Source organism: Enterobacter sp. HSTU-ASh6 (genome assembly GCF_026319105.1).
Classification (GTDB): Bacteria; Pseudomonadota; Gammaproteobacteria; order Enterobacterales; family Enterobacteriaceae; genus Enterobacter; species Enterobacter sichuanensis.
Genome location: NZ_WSPD01000011.1, coordinates 40,532 through 60,887, shown reverse-complemented (window position 1 = coordinate 60,887; position 20,356 = coordinate 40,532). Strand labels below are relative to the sequence as shown.

The 20,356-nt window shown below is 57.4% G+C and carries 19 protein-coding genes; 14 read left to right on the top strand and 5 right to left on the bottom strand.

What is annotated here, in order from left to right; translation table 11 throughout:
- Window positions 1-291 precede the first annotated feature (291 nt).
- The 3 genes from GM298_RS14840 to GM298_RS14830 are packed head-to-tail and all read left to right on the top strand — an operon-like array spanning window position 292 to window position 3,202.
- The gene (locus GM298_RS14840; RefSeq protein ID WP_045284585.1) at window positions 292-1,836 is read left to right on the top strand and encodes a peptide MFS transporter; all 1,545 of its coding nucleotides are present in this window, start codon (window positions 292-294) and stop codon (window positions 1,834-1,836) included.
- A 59-nt stretch (window positions 1,837-1,895) separates the two neighbouring features.
- Window positions 1,896-2,930, top strand: coding sequence for a Gfo/Idh/MocA family oxidoreductase (locus GM298_RS14835; RefSeq protein ID WP_262784220.1), 1,035 nt, complete (start codon window positions 1,896-1,898; stop codon window positions 2,928-2,930).
- Between the two features lie 50 nt (window positions 2,931-2,980).
- A complete protein-coding gene (locus tag GM298_RS14830) occupies window positions 2,981-3,202 on the top strand; it encodes a zinc ribbon domain-containing protein (RefSeq protein ID WP_045284583.1) in 222 nt (73 codons plus the stop codon).
- Here the strand turns inward: GM298_RS14830 and GM298_RS14825 are convergent.
- The 3 genes from GM298_RS14825 to xseA all read right to left on the bottom strand — a co-directional run bounded on the left by GM298_RS14825 (window position 3,199) and on the right by xseA (window position 6,015).
- Window positions 3,199-3,549 carry a protealysin inhibitor emfourin gene (locus GM298_RS14825; protein ID WP_262784221.1) on the bottom strand — a complete coding sequence of 117 codons (351 nt, stop codon included), beginning with the start codon at window positions 3,547-3,549 and terminating at the stop codon, window positions 3,199-3,201. The two genes, GM298_RS14830 and GM298_RS14825, sit on opposite strands and share 4 nt — an antisense overlap.
- Entirely contained in the window at window positions 3,550-4,569 is a 1,020-nt protein-coding gene (locus GM298_RS14820) for a M4 family metallopeptidase (RefSeq protein WP_025757699.1), read from the bottom strand. It abuts the gene before it with no gap.
- Window positions 4,570-4,641: 72 nt separating this feature from the next.
- Entirely contained in the window at window positions 4,642-6,015 is a 1,374-nt protein-coding gene (gene xseA, locus GM298_RS14815; RefSeq protein ID WP_045284582.1) for an exodeoxyribonuclease VII large subunit, read from the bottom strand.
- A 159-nt stretch (window positions 6,016-6,174) separates the two neighbouring features.
- On the opposite strand from xseA, the gene guaB reads away from it, so the two are divergent.
- On the top strand, window positions 6,175-7,641 hold the full coding sequence (guaB, locus tag GM298_RS14810; protein ID WP_126800280.1) for an IMP dehydrogenase: 1,467 nt from the start codon (window positions 6,175-6,177) through the stop codon (window positions 7,639-7,641).
- A 67-nt stretch (window positions 7,642-7,708) separates the two neighbouring features.
- Window positions 7,709-9,286 (top strand): glutamine-hydrolyzing GMP synthase, encoded by a 1,578-nt coding sequence (gene guaA / locus GM298_RS14805; RefSeq protein ID WP_023294284.1) that lies wholly within the window; start codon window positions 7,709-7,711, stop codon window positions 9,284-9,286.
- A gap of 144 nt (window positions 9,287-9,430) precedes the next feature.
- On the opposite strand, the gene GM298_RS14800 is transcribed toward guaA, so the two are convergent.
- Window positions 9,431-9,649, bottom strand: a complete 219-nt coding sequence (locus GM298_RS14800) for a hypothetical protein (RefSeq protein WP_032648750.1) — start codon at window positions 9,647-9,649, stop codon at window positions 9,431-9,433.
- Window positions 9,650-9,915: 266 nt separating this feature from the next.
- Here GM298_RS14800 and GM298_RS14795 point away from each other — a divergent pair, with 266 nt between their 5' ends.
- The 5 genes from GM298_RS14795 (at window position 9,916) to GM298_RS14775 (ending at window position 13,389) form a co-directional block, all read left to right on the top strand.
- A complete protein-coding gene (locus GM298_RS14795) occupies window positions 9,916-10,308 on the top strand; it encodes a DoxX family protein (RefSeq protein ID WP_048998590.1) in 393 nt (130 codons plus the stop codon).
- Window positions 10,308-10,940 (top strand): TetR/AcrR family transcriptional regulator, encoded by a 633-nt coding sequence (locus GM298_RS14790; protein ID WP_266154391.1) that lies wholly within the window; start codon window positions 10,308-10,310, stop codon window positions 10,938-10,940. Before GM298_RS14795 ends, GM298_RS14790 begins: the two co-directional genes overlap by 1 nt.
- A gap of 319 nt (window positions 10,941-11,259) precedes the next feature.
- Window positions 11,260-11,595: a YcgJ family protein gene (locus tag GM298_RS14785; protein WP_323138570.1), complete on the top strand. Its 336-nt coding sequence runs from the start codon at window positions 11,260-11,262 to the stop codon at window positions 11,593-11,595.
- Between the two features lie 217 nt (window positions 11,596-11,812).
- On the top strand, window positions 11,813-13,009 hold the full coding sequence (locus GM298_RS14780) for an NAD(P)/FAD-dependent oxidoreductase (RefSeq protein WP_266154368.1): 1,197 nt from the start codon (window positions 11,813-11,815) through the stop codon (window positions 13,007-13,009).
- Window positions 13,009-13,389, top strand: a complete 381-nt coding sequence (locus tag GM298_RS14775) for a DUF1641 domain-containing protein (RefSeq protein WP_266154367.1) — start codon at window positions 13,009-13,011, stop codon at window positions 13,387-13,389. The genes GM298_RS14780 and GM298_RS14775 overlap by 1 nt, the downstream gene beginning before the upstream one ends.
- Before the next feature lie 71 nt (window positions 13,390-13,460).
- Here the strand turns inward: GM298_RS14775 and GM298_RS14770 are convergent, their stop codons facing one another.
- Window positions 13,461-14,294: a MurR/RpiR family transcriptional regulator gene (locus GM298_RS14770; RefSeq protein WP_045284578.1), complete on the bottom strand. Its 834-nt coding sequence runs from the start codon at window positions 14,292-14,294 to the stop codon at window positions 13,461-13,463.
- Window positions 14,295-14,585: 291 nt separating this feature from the next.
- Between GM298_RS14770 and GM298_RS14765 the strand changes: the two genes are divergently transcribed.
- The 4 genes from GM298_RS14765 (at window position 14,586) to GM298_RS14750 (ending at window position 20,320) form a co-directional block, all read left to right on the top strand.
- Complete coding sequence (locus GM298_RS14765) at window positions 14,586-16,091, top strand: CoA-acylating methylmalonate-semialdehyde dehydrogenase (RefSeq protein ID WP_262784224.1); 1,506 nt, start codon at window positions 14,586-14,588, stop codon at window positions 16,089-16,091.
- Window positions 16,092-16,102: 11 nt separating this feature from the next.
- Complete coding sequence (iolD, locus tag GM298_RS14760; RefSeq protein ID WP_262784225.1) at window positions 16,103-18,028, top strand: 3D-(3,5/4)-trihydroxycyclohexane-1,2-dione acylhydrolase (decyclizing); 1,926 nt, start codon at window positions 16,103-16,105, stop codon at window positions 18,026-18,028.
- Between the two features lie 344 nt (window positions 18,029-18,372).
- Window positions 18,373-19,359 (top strand): inositol 2-dehydrogenase, encoded by a 987-nt coding sequence (gene iolG / locus GM298_RS14755; RefSeq protein ID WP_045284575.1) that lies wholly within the window; start codon window positions 18,373-18,375, stop codon window positions 19,357-19,359.
- Between the two features lie 31 nt (window positions 19,360-19,390).
- A complete protein-coding gene (locus tag GM298_RS14750) occupies window positions 19,391-20,320 on the top strand; it encodes a sugar ABC transporter substrate-binding protein (protein WP_025758918.1) in 930 nt (309 codons plus the stop codon).
- Window positions 20,321-20,356: the final 36 nt, after the last annotated feature.

Sequence of the window (20,356 nt, the reverse complement as noted above, 5' to 3'; positions counted from 1 at the left end):
AACTTACGAAAGCCCGCGTTTATCGCGGGCTTTTTTTTGCCCAATCATACCGCCGGTTTTCTCTGTGTGATGTCAATCACTATTCACTTTTAACCATGTTTAAATCTAAGAAAGTAGACAATCGTCGAATTTTCATCTTAAAGTCCAGGGTCCGGTACTAGACAAAACTAGCGCCTGGTTATCAAATGGTTAACCAACTTTTCGCCACAGGTAAAAAATCGGCCAGATACGTAACTGGCCGGCGTACCTGCTGGTGTTTACAAGCACGACGACATACCTTTCGGGAGAATTATGCAATCCTCTGTTAATCAAAAAGAGAGCCGAACGTTCTTCGGCCATCCGTATCCCCTCGGCTCGCTGTTTTTCACCGAGATGTGGGAACGTTTCTCGTTTTACGGCATTCGTCCGTTACTGATCCTGTTTATGGCCGCCACCGTCTATGATGGCGGGATGGGGCTGGCGCGTGAAAACGCCTCGGCGATAGTCGGGATCTTTGCCGGTACCATGTACCTGGCCGCGCTGCCGGGGGGCTGGCTGGCCGATAACTGGCTCGGCCAGCAGAGAGCCGTCTGGTACGGTTCCATTCTGATTGCGCTCGGTCACCTGTCGATTGCGCTGTCGGCCATCATGGGCGATAACCTGTTCTTTATCGGCCTGATGTTCATCGTTCTCGGCTCCGGCTTGTTCAAAACCTGTATTTCGGTGATGGTCGGTACCCTGTATAAAAAAGGCGACGCGCGTCGTGACGGCGGCTTCTCGCTGTTCTATATGGGCATCAATATGGGTTCGTTCATCGCGCCGCTGATTTCCGGCTGGCTGATCAAAACCCACGGCTGGCACTGGGGCTTTGGCATTGGCGGTATCGGGATGCTGGTCGCGCTGATTATCTTCCGCGTATTTGCCGTTCCGGCAATGAAACGCTATGACAGCGAAGTCGGGCTGGATTCTACCTGGAACAGCCCGGTCGTGAAACGTAACGGCGTAGGTGCCTGGCTGCTGGCCCTGGCGGTAGGTGTTGCGGTTCTCGTGACGCTGATTGCGCAAGGCGTGATTGTGATTAACCCGGTTGCGGTAGCCAGCGTGCTGGTTTACGTCATCGCGGCATCCGTTGCCCTCTATTTTATTTATCTGTTTGTTTTTGCGGGCCTGAACCGCAAAGAGCGCGCCAGGCTGCTGGTCTGCTTTATCCTGCTGATCTCGGCCGCGTTCTTCTGGTCTGCCTTTGAACAGAAGCCAACCTCGTTCAACCTGTTCGCCAACGACTACACTAACCGCATGATCGGTGATTTTGAAATTCCGGCGGTGTGGTTCCAGTCGATCAACGCCCTGTTTATTATTCTGCTGGCACCGGTGTTCAGCTGGGCATGGCCGAAGCTGGCGAGTATGAACATTCGCCCGGGCAGTATCACCAAGTTTGTCATCGGCATTCTGTGTGCCGCGGCGGGCTTTGGCCTGATGATGCTGGCGGCCGAAAACGTGCTGAGCAACGGTGGGGCGGGCGTGTCGCCGTTCTGGCTGGTGGGCAGCATTCTGATGCTGACGCTGGGTGAGCTCTGCCTGAGCCCGATTGGTCTGGCGACCATGACGCTGCTGGCGCCGGAAAGAATGCGCGGCCAGATGATGGGGCTGTGGTTCTGCGCGAGTGCGCTGGGTAATCTGGCGGCGGGCCTGATTGGCGGCCACGTGAAGGCCGACCAGCTGGATATGCTCCCGGATCTCTTCGCGCGCTGCTCCATCGCGCTGCTGATTTGTGCCGCGGTACTGATCGTCCTCATTGTTCCGGTGCGCCGCATGCTGGAAAATGCGCAGACTAAACCGGCTGCTAACGCCTCATAACACCTCAGCGTGCCGGGGCTGGCGTTACGCCCCGGCATGCTTTTTCCCGAGGTGAAACTATGCAGTTAGGATTTGTTGGTCTTAGCGCGGTCGTGGAAACCGCGTATCTCCCCGCGTTGCGACACCTTTTTGGTCACCCGGTTCGCTGTTTCGGGTTTGATGTTCTCCCCACAAAGCACCCTGAAGGCGTCACGCGCTGCGCCTCGCTTGCGGAGCTTCTTGCCGCACCGCTTGATACCCTGTTTATCACCACCGCTTCGCTGCACCACCTCGAGGTGCTGGAGCAGGCCATTGCCTCGCCCGTTGCGCGGATTGTGATTGAAAAACCGATTGTCGCCACGCTTTCACAAATCGAAAAGCTCAACGCGCTGCTGGCACGCCCCGGCGTGGTGCCCCGCGTGCTGGCGCTCGACCACTGGATGGCGCGCCTCGAAACGGTGAAAAGGTCGCTGGTAAGCAGCGTCTCTGACATCGTCAAAATCGACGGTTATTTACAGGAGCCGAGTGGATATAACGCCGCAGGTGAACCCATCGCGCTTAACTTTGCCACCGGCGAGCCGGATACCCGCACGCTTCGCCACCCTGACGGCGTGATCCTGGATATTGGTACACATGTGCTGGCGATGCTGCGAGAAACCGTGCGCTATCTGGGCGGCAATGACGATATGACGCTGCGGATCGTCACGGCTAAAGACCGCCTGGGTCGCGCTATCGCAAAAGGCGACCTGACCACGGCGGAAGGCGAGGCGCATCTTCAGGGGCGTATCAGCGGCGTGCCGGTGGATATCTGGCTTAACAAATATGCGGGACCGGCGGGCGGGATAAAGGGGATACGCCTCTGCCTGCGCGACGGGCGCATCATCAGTCATGACCGGCGCGGCAGTGAAGATGTGCTGGAGGTGATCGATGGCGAGACGCGTCAATGCTGGACAATTCCCGGCACGATCTACGAACACTGCCTTGCAGAGCAGATCCTGGGCACCAGAAGCCTGTTTGAGCGGGATCCGCACGAGGTGAGCCGCACGACGCGCCGCAGGATTGAGGAAGTGCAGCTGCTGCTGGCATTACAGCAACAGCTGCGTGGCCCGCACTGACCGCGACGTGGTAAAATCACCTCAGACCTCAACGCTTTGAAGGAGTCACCATGACGATTACCTGCCCGGATTGCCAGGCACCGCTTGAGCCGCAGAATGGGGTGGCGCACTGCGCGAGCTGTAATAAAGATATTGCGCTCGAAGCCCGCTGCCCGGAGTGTCATCAGCCACTCCAGGTCTTAAAAGCCTGCGGGGCGGTGGACTATTTCTGCCAGAACGGCCACGGTCTTATCTCTAAAAAACGCGTGGAGTTTGTTCGGGCCGAAGGTTAATCACACACGCAGCCTTCGCCTTTCTTCCACAGTTCGACCAGCGACTCGGGCGCTTCCTGCTCCGGCACCAGTACGATGATATCGGTGTAGTGCGCCTGATTTTGCCCGGTCCAGATAATCTGGATGCGGAAATAGCGCTGGTCACCGCTGCCGGGTGACGAGGCCTGTCCCGGCGGCTGGCCGCGCGGAAAGGCCTGCTCAAGGATGCTCACCAGACGCTGGCGCTGGGTCTCGTTGAGGGACGAAAGCGCGATGGTACGCTGGCCGCTCAGCTTAGGAATAAAAGCGACGCCGCCTTCCCGGGCCAGCTCAACCACGGCGTCATCCGTCAGTTCCGGAACCTGCATTTACAGCACTCCCACCTGTTCCCAGGCTTGTTTTATGGCCGCCCCAACATCGCTACCGGAGCGTTTCTCTCCGTGCGCTATCGTCAGTTTTGCGAAGGCCTCAAAATCCGCATCCTGCGCCAGATTGCGATCGCAAACTGTGTCGTACCAGGCATAACCCGCTTTTTCCCAGGCATAGCCGCCGATCGCCGTCGCGGCCAGGTAAAACGCCCGGTTGGGGATGCCGGAGTTCAGGTGCACGCCGCCGTTATCCTCACGCGTTTTGATGAAATCTTTCATGTGAGCGGGCTGCGGGTCTTTGCCGAGCAGCGGATCGTCGTAGGCAGTACCCGGTTCAGACATCGAACGCAGCCCTTTGCCGTTGATACCTTTTGCCAGCAGACCTTCGCCAATCAGCCAGTCTGCTTTATCGGCGGTTTGCTTCAGATGGTACTGTTTAACCAGCGAACCAAACACGTCTGACAGCGACTCGTTCAGTGCTCCCGACTGTTCAAAATAGATAAGCCCGGCTTCGGTCTCGGTGACGCCGTGGCTCAGCTCGTGCGCCACCACGTCAATGGCGATGGTAAAGCGGTTAAAGATTTCCCCGTCCCCGTCGCCAAAGACCATCTGCTGGCCGTTCCAGAAGGCGTTCTGATATTCCCGGCCGTAATGCACAGTGCCGGTTAAAATAAGCCCTTTATTATCGAGCGAATCACGCTGATATTCTTTCCAGAAGAAATCATGGGTGATACCCAGATAATCGTAGGCTTCATCGACGGCCACATCGCCGTTCGACGGCTGACCTTCATAACGCACCTGCGTACCCGGTAGCTCCTGGGTCTGCTTCGCATCGTAGATATCACGCTCCAGCTGTCCGGCTTTGCTTACGTGCGGCGCGGCAGGTTTGCCGGGCATGTGCGCCATCAGCGTCTGGACATGGGTCAGGGTCTGGCGGGCACAGCGCTGCTGCGGCTCTGAACCGCTTTCGATAATACGACGAAGAATATAGGGGGGAATGACACTGTAAAGATGGGACATGCTGCTCTCCTTAGTTCTGGCAAGGCCGAATAAAAGGGAATAGCAGCAGTATAGTTTCTAACCGGCGAAGAATTATCCGGTTTTTCGCTGACGCGGCTTTTTCGCCGGTTTAATTGATTTGACTTCGCTTTCGACCCAGCCGTCCGACAGGCGGGTGGTCAGCACATCACCGGCGCTCACCTGTTTGGTTTGCTTGAGCACTTTGCCATCTGTCGCCGTCGTCACGCTGTAGCCGCGAGCCAGCGTGGAGAGGGGGCTGACCGCTTCAAGATGGGTCACCGCATTACCGAAACGTTCGCGGGTGGTGCTCAGACGTGCGCGAACAGTCTCCGCCAGACGATACTCCAGCTGTTGAATCCGCGTTTGCGCGCGGTAAATTTTCGGCTGCGGGTTCTGCTGATTAAGCCGCTGCGTCACGCGCTGCTGGCGCGAGACCGCGCGCTTAAGCTGACTATCCAGCGCGAAGTTCATGCGCTGGCGCAGGCGTTCCAGTACGGTTTGCTGACGCGCCAGACGCAGCTGCGGGTGCTGCTGCTGAAGACGGTGATGAAGCTGGGTAAAGCGACGGGTACGGTTGGCGAGGAAGTAGTCCATCGCCATCTCCAGACGCTGCTGGCCGTTCTGAAGCTGACGCAGCAGCTCCAGCTGGTTGCGGCTCACCACTTCCGCCGCCGCGGATGGCGTAGGCGCACGTAAATCCGCGACAAAATCGGCGATCGTGACGTCAGTTTCGTGGCCGACTGCGCTCACTACAGGGATCTGGCTTGCAAAGATTGCCCGCGCCACGCGCTCGTCGTTAAAGCTCCACAGGTCTTCCAGCGAGCCGCCGCCGCGCCCGACGATTAAGACGTCGCACTCCTGACGGGCGTTCGCCAGTTCAATGGCGCGCACAATCTGGCCCGGCGCATCGTCACCCTGAACGGCGGTTGGGTAGATGATGACGGGCAGGGAAGGGTCGCGACGCTTGAGCACGTGCAAAATATCGTGCAGTGCCGCACCGGTTTTTGAGGTGATAACCCCCACGCAGTGGGCCGGTGAGGGCAGGGGCTTTTTGAACTGCTGGTCGAACAGACCCTCTGCCGTCAGTTTCGCTTTTAGCTGTTCATACTTCTGCTGCAGCAGACCTTCGCCCGCAGGCTGCATGCTCTCGACGATAATCTGATAATCACCGCGCGGTTCATACAGGGTGATATTGGCGCGTACCAGCACCTGCTGGCCGTGCTGAGGACGAAACGTGACGCGGCGGTTGCTGTTGCGGAACATCGCGCAGCGCACCTGGGCGGTATCGTCTTTTAGCGTAAAGTACCAGTGGCCGGAGGAGGGCTGCGTGAAGTTAGAGATTTCACCGCTGATCCAGACCTGCCCCATTTCCTGCTCAAGCAGCAAACGCACCGTCTGATTCAGGCGGCTGACAGTAAAAATTGAGGGGGATTGCGAGGATAACATGTGAGCGGGATCAAATTCTAAATCAGCAAGTTATTCAGTCGATAGTAACCTGCTGAGAGGGGAGTGCAAGGTTTTTTTATAAAAAAGTGTGGATGCAATCGGTTACGCTCTGTATAATGCCACGGCAATATTTAACCACCCAGGTCAGAGATATTGCCCATGCTACGTATCGCTAAAGAAGCACTGACGTTTGACGACGTCCTCCTCGTTCCCGCTCACTCCACCGTTCTGCCGAATACTGCCGATCTCAGCACGCAGTTGACGAAAACCATTCGCCTGAACATTCCTATGCTCTCTGCGGCAATGGACACCGTGACTGAAGCGCGCCTGGCTATTGCCCTGGCACAGGAAGGTGGCATCGGCTTTATTCACAAAAACATGTCTATCGAGCGTCAGGCGGAAGAAGTTCGCCGCGTGAAGAAACATGAATCCGGTATCGTGTCTGACCCGCAGACCGTTCTGCCGACCACCACCCTGCACGAAGTGAAAGCCCTGACCGAACGTAACGGTTTCGCCGGTTATCCGGTTGTGACCGAAGCGAACGAGCTGGTGGGCATCATCACCGGTCGTGACGTGCGTTTCGTGACTGACCTGAACCAGCCTGTCAGCGTGTACATGACGCCGAAAGAGCGTCTGGTTACCGTACGCGAAGGTGAAGCCCGTGAGGTGGTCTTCGCAAAAATGCACGAAAAACGCGTTGAGAAAGCGCTGGTTGTGGATGCGAACTTCCACCTGCGCGGCATGATCACCGTTAAAGACTTCCAGAAAGCAGAACGTAAACCTAACGCCTGTAAAGACGAGCATGGCCGTTTGCGCGTCGGGGCTGCGGTTGGCGCGGGTGCAGGTAACGAAGAGCGCGTTGACGCGCTGGTTGCCGCAGGCGTTGACGTGCTGCTGATTGACTCCTCTCACGGCCACTCCGAAGGCGTGCTACAGCGTATTCGTGATACCCGTGCTAAATACCCTGATCTGCAGATCATCGGCGGTAACGTGGCAACGGGCGCAGGCGCTCGCGCGCTGGCTGACGCTGGCTGCAGCGCGGTGAAAGTGGGTATCGGCCCTGGTTCTATCTGTACCACCCGTATCGTGACCGGCGTGGGCGTTCCACAGATCACCGCCGTGTCTGACGCGGTAGAAGCGCTGGAAGGCACCGGTATTCCGGTAATCGCTGACGGCGGTATCCGCTTCTCTGGCGACATCGCGAAAGCCATCGCCGCGGGTGCTTCCGCCGTGATGGTGGGCTCCATGCTGGCCGGTACCGAAGAATCCCCGGGCGAAATCGAACTCTACCAGGGCCGTTCTTACAAATCTTACCGCGGTATGGGCTCCCTGGGCGCAATGTCCAAAGGATCCTCTGACCGTTACTTCCAGACCGATAACGCCGCAGACAAACTGGTGCCGGAAGGTATCGAAGGTCGCGTAGCGTATAAAGGCCGTCTGAAAGAGATCATTCACCAGCAGATGGGCGGCCTGCGCTCCTGTATGGGCCTGACCGGCTGTGGTACCATTGACGAGCTGCGTACTAAAGCGGAATTCGTACGCATCAGCGGTGCGGGTATCCAGGAGAGCCACGTTCACGACGTGACGATCACCAAAGAGTCCCCGAACTACCGTCTGGGCTCCTGATAAGTTTCCTCGCCCGGCTTCTGCCGGGCGCTCTGTTTTTGTTTCACTTGCCTCGGAATTAGCGTCAATGACGGAAAACATTCATAAACATCGCATTCTCATCCTGGACTTCGGTTCGCAGTACACTCAGCTGGTGGCGCGTCGCGTACGTGAACTGGGCGTTTACTGTGAACTGTGGGCGTGGGATGTCACGGAAGCACAGATTCGCGAATTCAATCCAAGCGGCATCATCCTGTCCGGCGGCCCGGAAAGCACCACCGAAGAGAACAGCCCGCGCGCGCCGCAGTACGTGTTCGAAGCTGGCGTACCGGTGTTCGGCGTCTGCTACGGCATGCAGACCATGGCAATGCAGCTGGGCGGCCACGTAGAAGGTTCTAACGAGCGTGAGTTCGGCTATGCGCAGGTAGAAGTGGTAACCGACAGCGCGCTGGTGCGCGGTATCGAAGACTCCCTGACCGCAGACGGTAAACCGCTGCTGGACGTGTGGATGAGCCACGGCGACAAAGTCACCGCCATCCCGTCTGACTTCGTGACCGTTGCCAGCACCGAAAGCTGCCCGTTCGCCATCATGGCAAACGAAGAAAAACGCTTCTACGGCGTGCAGTTCCACCCGGAAGTGACCCACACCCGTCAGGGTATGCGCATGCTGGAGCGCTTCGTGCGTGACATCTGCCAGTGTGAAGCCCTGTGGACCCCGGCAAAAATCATCGACGACGCCGTTGAGCGTATCCGCCAGCAGGTTGGCGATGACAAAGTGATCCTCGGCCTCTCCGGCGGCGTGGACTCCTCCGTGACCGCGATGCTGCTGCACCGCGCCATCGGCAAAAACCTGACCTGCGTCTTCGTGGACAACGGCCTGCTGCGTCTGAACGAAGCTAAGCAGGTGATGGACATGTTCGGCGACCACTTTGGTCTGAACATCGTTCACGTGGAAGGCGAGCAGCGCTTCCTGGACGCGCTGAAAGGCGAGAACGATCCGGAAGCCAAGCGTAAGATCATCGGCCGCGTCTTCGTGGAAGTGTTCGACGAAGAAGCGCTGAAGCTGGACGACGTGAAGTGGCTGGCGCAGGGTACCATCTACCCTGACGTGATTGAATCTGCCGCCTCCGCCACCGGTAAAGCACACGTCATCAAATCTCACCACAACGTGGGCGGCCTGCCGAAAGAGATGAAGATGGGTCTGGTTGAGCCGCTGCGCGAGCTGTTCAAAGACGAAGTGCGTAAGATCGGTCTGGAACTGGGTCTGCCGTACGACATGCTCTACCGTCACCCGTTCCCGGGCCCGGGTCTTGGCGTGCGCGTGCTGGGCGAAGTGAAGAAAGAGTACTGCGACCTGCTGCGTCGCGCGGACGCGATCTTCATTGAAGAGCTGCACAAAGCTGACTTGTACAACAAAGTGAGCCAGGCGTTCACCGTGTTCCTGCCGGTTCGCTCCGTTGGCGTAATGGGCGACGGCCGCAAGTACGACTGGGTTGTTTCCCTGCGTGCGGTGGAAACCATCGACTTCATGACCGCGCACTGGGCGCACCTGCCGTATGACTTCCTGGGACGCGTGTCTAACCGCATCATCAACGAAGTGAACGGTATTTCCCGCGTGGTGTATGACATCAGCGGTAAGCCACCGGCTACGATTGAATGGGAATGATTTCCCAACCGTAAACGTCTGGTACTAAAAGGTCTAAATTATCACTAAGCCCGCGGATTGCGGGCTTTTTTTGGGGCATGGCTGGCAACACCATGTCAGGTTAGTGCCAGGAGCGGGCACAATGTAAGGCTATCCATTAAATCCTTATTCGATGCGTTCCACATTTGGATGACGATCGGTTGCGGCTTCATGGAAAATGTCACCCAGCCAGCCGGCAATCTCGCCTTCAGTCATATCGTCTGGAATAGCGATGTCATAGAGTCGAGAAAACTTTCTCTCCGTCAGGTCAGCACGAAATACCAGCCACCGATCATGCTTACGTTGAACGCCAATATGCCTTCCAAAAACGTTATATATCAGCATATGCAATCTCCGATCATGCTAATGAGTTCCTGTATCTATGATACAAACGTCAGATCAGGCCAGAGCGTAAATCGTATAAATATGAAAGGTCAGAGTTCGCACCTCGCTCACAGCGGAAATCATGCTTCTGTATCTGCTCTGTGCCATAAGCTGCCATTGCGCTAAGTTGCCGTAGAACAAACTATCGATCGCATTTTTCAGACTTGTCAGTCTGAAAATTATATGTAGACTTGCGAGTCTGTTTAATCATTTATTTGGTCATTTTCATGTTTACTTTAAAATCTTCTTCGGCAGCGCTCTATTCCTCGCGCATTTTGCTGACCTTTTTTTTCTGGATGGCAGGCATCTTCGGCCTGTTCAACTTTGGCGTAATCGTTCAGGAAATGATTGCTGTCGGTCTGCCCGTACCGACCTTTTTCGCAGTTGGAACCATCCTGTGTCAGCTTGGGGGATCCGCTCTGGTGATTTCTGACCGGTCCGGGTATGGCTGGGTTGGGGCAATGTTGCTGATTATATTTACATTGCTCACTATTCCGTTGGGCCATCCTTTCTGGACATTCAATGAACCTAAACGTACCCAAGAATTCCATATCGCTCTTGAGCACATTACAGTAATAGGGGGACTAATGATGAGCATGCTGCTTTCGGGACGCAAATGATGAATGAAAATAAACGACAGAAAGGCCGTCCTAAAGATCTCCTGAAGGAACAGGCTATAGTGCAGGCGGCGCGAAGACTTTTTCTGGAAAAGGGGCTTAATGTCACGACTGCAGAAATAGCGCGTATTGCAGGGGTGGCGAAAGCCACTCTTTATGCGAATTTTGCTGACAAGGAAACCTTGATTGAAGCTGTGCTGCGACAGGAATCAGATCTGACCATCAGCGACAGGGAGTTTTCACAACGCCACAACCTGCCCCTACAGGAAGTTTTAACTGCTTTTGGTAGCAGGTTTGTACGTTTCATAAACCAGAAAGAACTGACCGGTTGGGACAGGCTTATTGCCTCTGCCGCAATCCGACATCCTGACCTGCCCGGGCGCTTTTATGCAGCCGGCCCAGGCCGTGCGCAACAGATGTTGGAAACGATTATTGCCGAAGCAATAGAAGCTGGATTGCTGAGAGAGTGCAATGCCCGTGAAGCCGCCGACCATCTGGCTGGTTTATGGCTTGGTATGACGAGCCTTGAAATAAAACTCGGGGCACGGAAGTCGTTAACTGATACAGAAATCCAACACAGGGTGGTACACTCTCTCGATGTATTTATGAGGGCCTACTCTACTGAGCAGCACTGAAATATTGGCGTAACATCAAGGTCCGCTTCTCGCTCAGAGCGGACCTGACCCGCCCCACAAGCCCACTCCATTTACAGCTTAGTAGTGCAGCTCTTTAAAATCGCATGACTCACCTGAATAGGGCCCTTACAATTGCCACCGAGCCGAACTTTCGACGACTGTTTAAGTCAACAAAAAGCCATACGGGGCGTTTCCTGTTGAAACTCAGAACCCTCAGGGTTTTTCACCCTCATCATGCTTCCACCGCGCCCGGTGCAAAGCCGACTCTCATTAACCAACGGAGATTATCATCTTGAACAAGTCAATACTCGCATGCTCTGTGGCCGCGCTGCTGGCCGTGTCCGCCATGTCCGCCCAGGCCAGGACCCCCGCCAGGCTCAAGTCGCCAGTCTCGGGCGTGCTCTGCGATCGATATGTATGCGCCAATGACAAGGGATTATCCCGCGCGTTGACAGAGACCTATCTCGGTAAGAAGGCTGCAGCAAACGAAGTGTTCACGTCGAGCAATGTCGATCTGACCGAGTTCACCTTTGCCAACGGCATTTTCTGCGATGTGAAGGAACGACTGTGCCGAGAAGATCGCTATTATGGCGCGAACGGACAGCGCTCCGGGGCTGTATCTAAAAAGTACACAAAGCTGCTTTTTGGCGAATAATGGTGATGAAAAGAGAGCACAGCCAGAGACTACGTTACAGGGATATAAGTTATATTTTGTAGTGTATATTATAAATGATGGTGTGATTAACAAAATTAAATTTTATATTATGGTTTAAATTGCGAAATATTATTCCATTACTACCTTTTAGCTGAGCGTAACAGTGAAGCGGTCTGGTTACGTGAATTCCCATTCACAACCATGAGCGAATAAAGGAATGAAAAACCGCATAATGATTGTCGGCGGCGGCACGGGAGGGACGATTGTCGCCAACCTGCTGGCCAGGAAATTACGGCGTGAAATTGCCAGCGGTCAGGTAGAGTTAATGCTGATTTCCGAATCGCCGGTGCATTACTACAAGCCCGCATTTATGTATGTCGCGTTTAACCTCTTTCACCACCATGAACTGGCACGGCCTGAACGGCAGTTACTCAGTCCGGAAATCCGCTTCATTACCGATAAGATTGAAGCTTTCGATTTTAAACAGCGTCGGCTCTACGGTGCCAGTAAGCAACATTACGACTGGGACCTGCTGGTTATCGCAACCGGCTGCACGCCTTTCCCCCAAAAAATCCCTGGCCTTGCCGAAGCGGGCGACCATTTTTATCAATATGCGGCGGCAAGACAGCTAGTGCATAAGCTCTCCACCATTAAAAAGGGGCGAATATTTATTACCGTCTCTTTCCCGGAAACGCCGAATGTGCCCCACCAGTGCGGCATTGCCCCCATTGAAACCACACTGATGATTGATGACTATTTGCGTCAGCGTGGCGTACGTAATCAGGTTGAGATTGTTTATACCTATCCGACCGTCGCGCAATTGCTGAGAAACTGTCTGTTCCTGCAGCGTCCGGTGGGGGAGGCGCTGGGCGATATTTTTGCTGCCAAAGGAATACAGCATCAGCGCGGTTTTACCTTAAGCCATGTCGATCCTGACAGTAAAATTGCCTATTCCGCCGAGGGCGATTCACAGAACTTCGATATCCTGATGGCCACGCCGCCCATCAGGGCAGTAGAAGCGGTGCGTAACACCGGGCTCAGTGAGGTTCAGAACGGTGAAGGCTGGTTGCCGACGGATCACCAGACGCTGGGCGTCTACGGTTTAGAAGGGGTGTATGTGATCGGCGATACCGTTGACCTGCCGATCAGTAAAGCCGGCGGATCGTGCCACAACCAGGCGCCCATCATCGCGGATAACATTGTGGCGGAGCTGTATGGCAGACCGCCCGGAAGCGGTAACCATTACGATGGACGGGTCCAGGCCGTTGCGCAGATGGGGCTCTGGGCCGGCATGCCGCTGGTATATGACTATCGCAATGACGTTACCCCCATGCCGGCGACAAAACTCGGTGGCATGCTGCGAAACGGCTTTAACCGCGGACTGTATTGGGGTGTCGTGAGGGGGATGTTCTGATGAGTGACCAGGAACAGTTACTAAAAAGCCTTGCCCCGCTGATGGCAGGCAATCGTCTGAATAATCTGGTTGATCTGCTCGCCGTCGTTGCAGACCTGCTGGAAATGACCGATAACGCGATGGTCGAAAAACTGGCTGGCGTTTTTGAAGATGTTGTCACCGTCGGCTGGGAAGGCGGAACCGCGCTGCGCATGGCGTGGGGAGAGCAAATAAACCGCGAAGGGGATATCTCGCTTCGACAGGTGCTCTCCATGCTCAACGATCCTGATACCCGCCGCGGCATCATGCTTTTGCTGCGTGTGTTACAGATTACGGGGCAACGTCTGAATTCCCTCTCTTCCGTCAATTATTCGGATTGCCCCGAGATAAGGAGCTGTTAATGTCTGGCTGATGCTTTTCAGGCGGTCGGGTATCGGCTATGCCTTACCCGGCCCACCAGACTGCTCTGGGGCTATTTCTCCCCACTCCCCAACCGATACGCCAGCGCCACCACCAGCGACTGCACCAGGCACAGCGTCGCCGACTGAGACCGGAACGCATCCACCTGTGCCTCTTTCACCACAAAGCAGAGATCGCTGAACGTCGCCAGGGGGCTTATCTGGCTGTCCGTGATCACAATCTGCCGCGCGCCGACGCTGGCGGCGGTTTCGCTGACCATCACCGTCTCTTCCGCGTACGGCGAGAAACTGATCGACACCACAATGTCGCGCGCCTTAATGCGGCTGATCTGCTCGCGCAGCATCCCGCCCATGCCGTCGAGCAGAATCGGGCGGCATTCGAGGTGACTCAGGGCGTAGGTCAGATACGCGGCGACGCTAAAGGAGCGGCGCAGACCGGCGATGTAGATGGTGTCGGCCTCGGCCAGCAGCTGTACCGCGCGCTCCAGCATCTCCGGCTCGGCGCGGGCGGCCAGCTGCTGCAGCGCCTGCGCGTTTGAACGGGCGAACTCCTGCAGGATATCGAGCGGCGTTTCCGGCACGGCCTCGCTCTCCATCTCGCGGAACAGCCGGGCGCGGTCACTGTAGCTGGCGGTCTCCTCCACCAGGTTCATGCGAAACAGCTGTTTCATTTCGTTGAAGCCGGTGAAGTCAAAGGCGTTGGCAAAGCGGATCAGCGTCGACGGCGGCACATCGGCGCGCTCAGCAATGACCGCAACCGTGTCAAACGCCACGCTGTTGGTGTTATCCAGCACATAGCGGGAGACCTGCTGCAGCCTCTTGCTCAGGCTATCGTAGCGATCGCGGATTTGCTGCTGCAGTTCGTTCAGGCTGGTTGCTGTCGTCATGTTATCCCCCAAATACAGTCTTATGATTCTAAACGCAAAACCGCGTCTTTTAAATGTCGGCCATCCATCTGGCAGCAAAAATGAAACAGAAGCTTCAGTCATTTCCTCGCCCGAAATCCCTTAATAGCGCACGCAGCGTCAGTGATGCTGGCTGTTAACATAAAAATCCATCCTTGATCACAATAATCATCATTTATTTTATTTCAACTTAAAATGGAATATTTGTTTCATATATAGTGTTCAGTACACAGTGTTCAGGTCAAGTCACGTATCAACAGCGAGAGGTTAAGGATGGAGACGGTAGCGAATTTTATTCACGGCGAATGTGTCACCGGTTCAGGCCAGCGCGTTCAGGCGATCTTCAACCCGGCCACCGGCGAGCAGATCCGCCAGGTGGTGATGAGTACGGCACAGGAAACGGAGCAGGCGATTGCCGCCGCGCAGCAGGCGTTTCCTGCGTGGGCGCGCCATGCTCCGCTTAAGCGCGCGCGCGTGATGTTCCGCTTCAAGGCGCTGCTGGAAGAGAATATGGAGCGCCTGGCCCGCCTCATTAGCGAAGAGCACGGCAAGGTCTTCTCCGATGCGGTGGGCGAACTGACCCGCGGCCTGGAAGTGGTCGAATTTGCCTGCGGCATTCCGCATCTGCAAAAGGGTGAACACTCGGCGAACGTCGGTACCGGCGTTGACAGCCACTCGCTGATGCAGCCGCTCGGCGTCTGCGCCGGGATCACGCCGTTTAACTTCCCGGCGATGGTGCCGATGTGGATGTTCCCGATTGCCCTGGCGACCGGCAACACCTTCGTGCTGAAGCCGTCGGAAAAAGACCCTTCGCTGGCGCTGGCACTGGCGCAGCTGCTGAAAGAGGCCGGCCTGCCGGACGGCGTGTTCAACGTGGTGCAGGGTGACAAGGAGTCCGTCGACGTGCTCCTGACCGACCCGCGGGTGCAGGCGGTGAGCTTTGTCGGCTCCACGCCGATTGCCGAATACATTTACCAGACCGCGTCTGCCCACGGGAAGCGCTGTCAGGCGCTGGGCGGGGCGAAAAACCACTGCATTTTAATGCCGGATGCCGACATGGAGATGGCGACCAACGCCATTATGGGCGCGGCCTACGGCGCCGCGGGGGAACGCTGCATGGCGCTCTCGGTGGTGCTGGCGGTGGGGGATAACACCGCCGATGAGCTCTGCGCCCGGCTGGAAAAACAGATTGCCGCGCTGCGCGTTGGGCCAGGACTAGACCAGACGCCGGAGAACGAAATGGGGCCGCTCATCTCCTCCGCGCACCGCAGCAAGGTGCTGGGCTATATCGACAGCGGGGAAACGCAGGGGGCGACGCTTCGCGTGGACGGTCGCGACTTCAGCGTGAAGGGCCACGAGCAGGGCTATTTTGTCGGGCCGACGCTGTTCGATAACGTCACCCCGGAGATGACCATCTATAAAGAAGAGATTTTTGGTCCGGTGCTTTCTGTGGTGCGCGTAGCAGATTACGCCAGCGCGGTGGATCTGATTAACCGCCATGAATATGGTAATGGCTCGGCGATCTTCACCCGTGACGGCGGCTGCGCACGCCGCTTCTGCGAAGAGGTGCAGGCGGGTATGGTGGGCGTCAATGTGCCGATCCCGGTGCCGATGGCATTCCACAGCTTTGGCGGCTGGAAGCGCTCGATTTTTGGCGCACTCAACGTTCACGGCAACGACGGCGTGCGTTTCTACACCCGAATGAAAACCATCACCGCGCGCTGGCCGGAAATGCAGCAGGAGACCGGCGCGGCGTTCTCCATGCCGACGCTGGGCTGAAAGGAGGTGTTATGCAAACCGAACGAATGACCATGGCCCAGGCGCTGGTCAGATTCCTTAACCAACAGTACGTCAGCGTTGACGGCAACGAAACGCCCTTCGTGGAGGGCGTCGCCACCATCTTTGGACACGGCAACGTGCTCGGTATCGGCCAGGCGCTGGAGCAGGATCCGGGCCATCTGCAGGTGATGCAGGGCTGCAACGAGCAGGGCATCGCCCACATGGCGACGGGATTCGCCAGACAGCACCGTCGTCAGCGCATTTTCTCCGTCACCTCCTCCGTCGGGCCGGGGGCCGCCAATATGGTCACCGCCGCGGCGACCGCTACGGCAAACCGCATTCCGCTGTTGCTGCTGCCAGGAGACATCTACGCCAGCCGCCAGCCGGACCCGGTGCTGCAGCAGATTGAGCAGTATCACGATCTCAGCATCAGCACTAACGACTGCTTCCGTCCGGTCTCCCGCTACTGGGACCGTATCAACCGCCCGGAGCAGTTAATGAGCGCGATGCTAAACGCGATGCGAACGCTTACTGACCCGGCAGATACCGGTGCGGTGACGATTTGCCTGCCGCAGGACGTGCAGGGGGAAGCCTGGGATTACCCGCTGAGCTTCTTTGCGCGTCGCGTGCATCACATCGAGCGTCGTCCGCCGGACCCGCAGCGTCTGGCGCAGGCGCGGGCGCTGATCGCCCGTAAACGTCGGCCGCTGGTGGTGTGCGGCGGCGGCGTGCGCTATTCCGGCGCGCATGAGGCGTTTCGCGAATTTGTCGAGACGCTGCAGCTGCCGTTTGCTGAAACCCAGGCCGGAAAGGGGGCGCTGGTAAGTGACCACCCACTTAATCTGGGCGGGGTGGGCGTGACGGGAGGAATGGCGGCCAACCAGCTCGCGCCGCAGGCCGACCTGGTGATCGGCATCGGCACGCGCCTGACCGACTTTACCACCGGCTCCAAGGCGCTCTTTTGCCATCCGGACGTGGAGTTCCTGCTGCTGAACGTGGCCGAATTTGACGCCCTGAAGCTGGATGCCACCGCGCTGATAGCCGATGCCCAAACCGGGCTGCAGGCCTTAACCCACGCGCTCGGGGAGTACCGCAGCGGCTGGGGAGAGGCGATCGTTCAGGCGAAATCCGCCTGGCGCGACGAGTGCCGCCGCCTGTGGGATCGCCAGTGGCGTCCTGACGACGCGCCCGAAGTGGCAGGGCATCTGGATGCGCAACTGGCGGAGTACGGCGAGACGCTCAACACCCGCCTGACCCAGACGCGGGTGCTGGGGCTCATCAACCAGCATGTGGAAGATAACGCCATCGTGGTGGGGGCGGCCGGATCGCTGCCGGGAGATTTACAGCGCCTCTGGCAGGTCAAAACGCCGGACACCTACCATCTGGAGTACGGCTACTCCTGCATGGGCTACGAGATTGCGGCAGCCATTGGCGCGAAGCTCGCCCGACCCGGACAGCCGGTGTACGCCATGGTGGGGGATGGCTCCTACATGATGCTGCACTCCGAGCTGCAAACCGCGGTGCAGGAGGGCATTAAGATCACCGTTCTGCTGTTTGATAACGCCAGCTTCGGCTGCATCAACAACCTGCAGATGGGGCACGGCATGGGCAGCTTTGGCACGGAAAACCGCCATCGCAATCCGGAAACCGGGCAGCTTGACGGGCCGCTGGTGAAGGTCGATTTTGCGCAAAACGCGGAAAGCTACGGCTGCCGCGCGTGGCGGGTGAACGATGAGCAAAGCCTGCTGGCGGCGCTGGAGGCGTCCCGCGCGCATCCTGGCCCCACGCTGCTGGACATCAAGGTGCTGCCAAAGACCATGACCCACGATTACGCCTCCTGGTGGCGCACCGGTGATGCGCAGGTGGCGGCGTCACCTGCGGTGCGCGAAGCCGCGGAGCAAACGCAGGCGCAGGTGAAAAAAGCCCGTCAGTATTAAGTTTTTCCCTCGTAACGAAATTTTCATTTCATTTCCCCTCACCCTAACCCTCTCCCCAAAGGGGAGAGGGGATGGTTCGGTGCGGCCTTTTCTCCCTCGCCCGCCTGGGGAGAGGGGAAGGCTCGGGGCTGTCTTTTCTCCCTCGCCCCTTTGGGGAGAGGGCCGGGGTGAGGGGAAGATGTCCTCCCTTCCATGTTGTGAGATTGATAACAGAATTTATCTCATTCATCTCAAAAGTGTTAACCCACGCTCAAAAACATAATTTTCACTATTTATAAAAATGAAATAAATGTTTTATTTATAGGGTCGTTAGTTCACAGCATTCACCAACACCGGGAGCCGTTATGTTTAACATTGCTTTACTGGGCGCTGGCCGAATTGGCCAGGTACATGCAGCTAACATCGCCAGCCACAGCGCGACCACGCTCTGGTCCGTGGTTGACCCGAATCAGGAATTTGCCACCCGTCTCGCCACGCAGTATCAGGCCCGCCAGCAGAGCCTGACTGAGGCGATGACCGACCCTAACGTTCACGCCGTGCTGATCGCCTCTGCCACCGACACCCACGCGGACCTGATTGAAATGGCCGCCCGCCACGGCAAGGCCATCTTCTGTGAAAAGCCGGTACACCTCGACCTTGCCCGCGTGCGCGACTGCCTGAAGGTGGTCAAGGAGTATGACGTGCCGCTGTTCATTGGCTTTAACCGCCGCTTTGACCCGCAGTTCCGCCGCGTGAAAACCGAGGCTCAGGCCGGGCGCATCGGCAAGCCGGAATCACTGCTCATCATCTCCCGCGATCCGTCTCCGCCGCCTGCGGAGTACGTACGCGTCTCCGGCGGCATGTTCCGCGATATGACCATCCACGACTTTGACATGGCGCGCTTCATCATGGGCGAAGAGCCGGTGTCGGTGTATGCCCAGGGCAGCAACCTGGTGGATCCGGCGATTGGCGAGGCGGGAGATATCGATACCGCGTTTATCGTTCTGAAATACGCCTCCGGCGCGATGGCGACCATCGTCAACAGCCGCCGCTCCTCGTATGGCTATGACCAGCGCCTGGAGCTGCACGGCTCCGAAGGGCTGCTGTGCGCAGGCAACATTCTGGAAAACCAGGTGCAGCACTACGGCAAACAGGGCTGCACCAGCGCGCTGCCGGAACACTTCTTCCTGCAGCGTTACAAATCCGCTTACGCCGCGGAATGGGAACATTTTGTCGCGGTCCTGCGCGGCGAAGCGGTACCTGACTGCAGCGGCGATGATGGTGAACGTGCGCTGTACCTCGCGGATAAAGCGCTGGAATCGCTGCGAAGCCAGCGCGAGATCGTCCTCTAAACACAACCACCCTACACAGAGAGACATAATAATGAAAAAACTGATCGTAGCCGCCCTCATCGCCATGACATCCGGGGCCGCCTTCGCCGAAAACGAGCAAATTGTTTTCAGTACCCCAAACCTGGCCATGCCGTTTGAAGTTCACATGCAGCGCACGGCGGTGAAAGCCGCAAAAGAGATGGGCGTGAAGCTTCAGGTGCTGGACGGCCAGGGCAGCTCGCCAAAACAGGTGGCTGACCTGGAAAACGCCATTACCCGCGGGGCGCAGGGCTTTATCGTCTCCCCGAACGACGTCAACGCGGTCTCAAGCGCGGTGGATGAAATTCAGGATGCGAAGCTGCCGGTCGTCACCCTTGACCGCTCCGTCGACAGCCAGAAAAAAGTGCCGCACTTCGGCGCCAACAACTACAAGGGCGGCCAGGCGATTGGCGATTTTGTGAAAACCAAATTCCCCGACGGCGCGGAGATCATTCTGCTGACCGGGCAGCCGGGCTCCTCCTCCAACATTGAACGCACCAAAGGGATCCGCGACAGCCTGAAGGCGGGCGGGGATAAGTACAAGATCGTCGCCGATCAGACCGGCAACTGGATGCGTTCAGAAGGGATGCGCATCGTTGAAAGCGTCCTGCCTTCACTGCCGAAACGCCCGCAGGTGATCCTCTCCGCCAATGACGATATGGCGCTGGGGGCGATCGAAGCCCTGCAGAGCCAGGGTGTGAAGCCGGGCGAAATTCTGGTCACCGGCTTTGACGCGGTGCCGGAAGCGCTGGCCCGCGTGCGCGACGGCTGGCTGGCGGTAACGGCGGATCAGCGTCCGGGCTTTGCGGTGCAGACGGCGATGAGCCAGCTGGTGGCTAACGTGCGTGAGAAGAAAGCCATCACCGGGGCTGACTACCCGCCAACGCTGATCACCAAAGAGAACCTGCAGCAGGCTGAGCGGATCGGTGAGGCCGGTAACTAATATGTCCCGAGCCGCCTCTGGCGGCTCATCATGAGG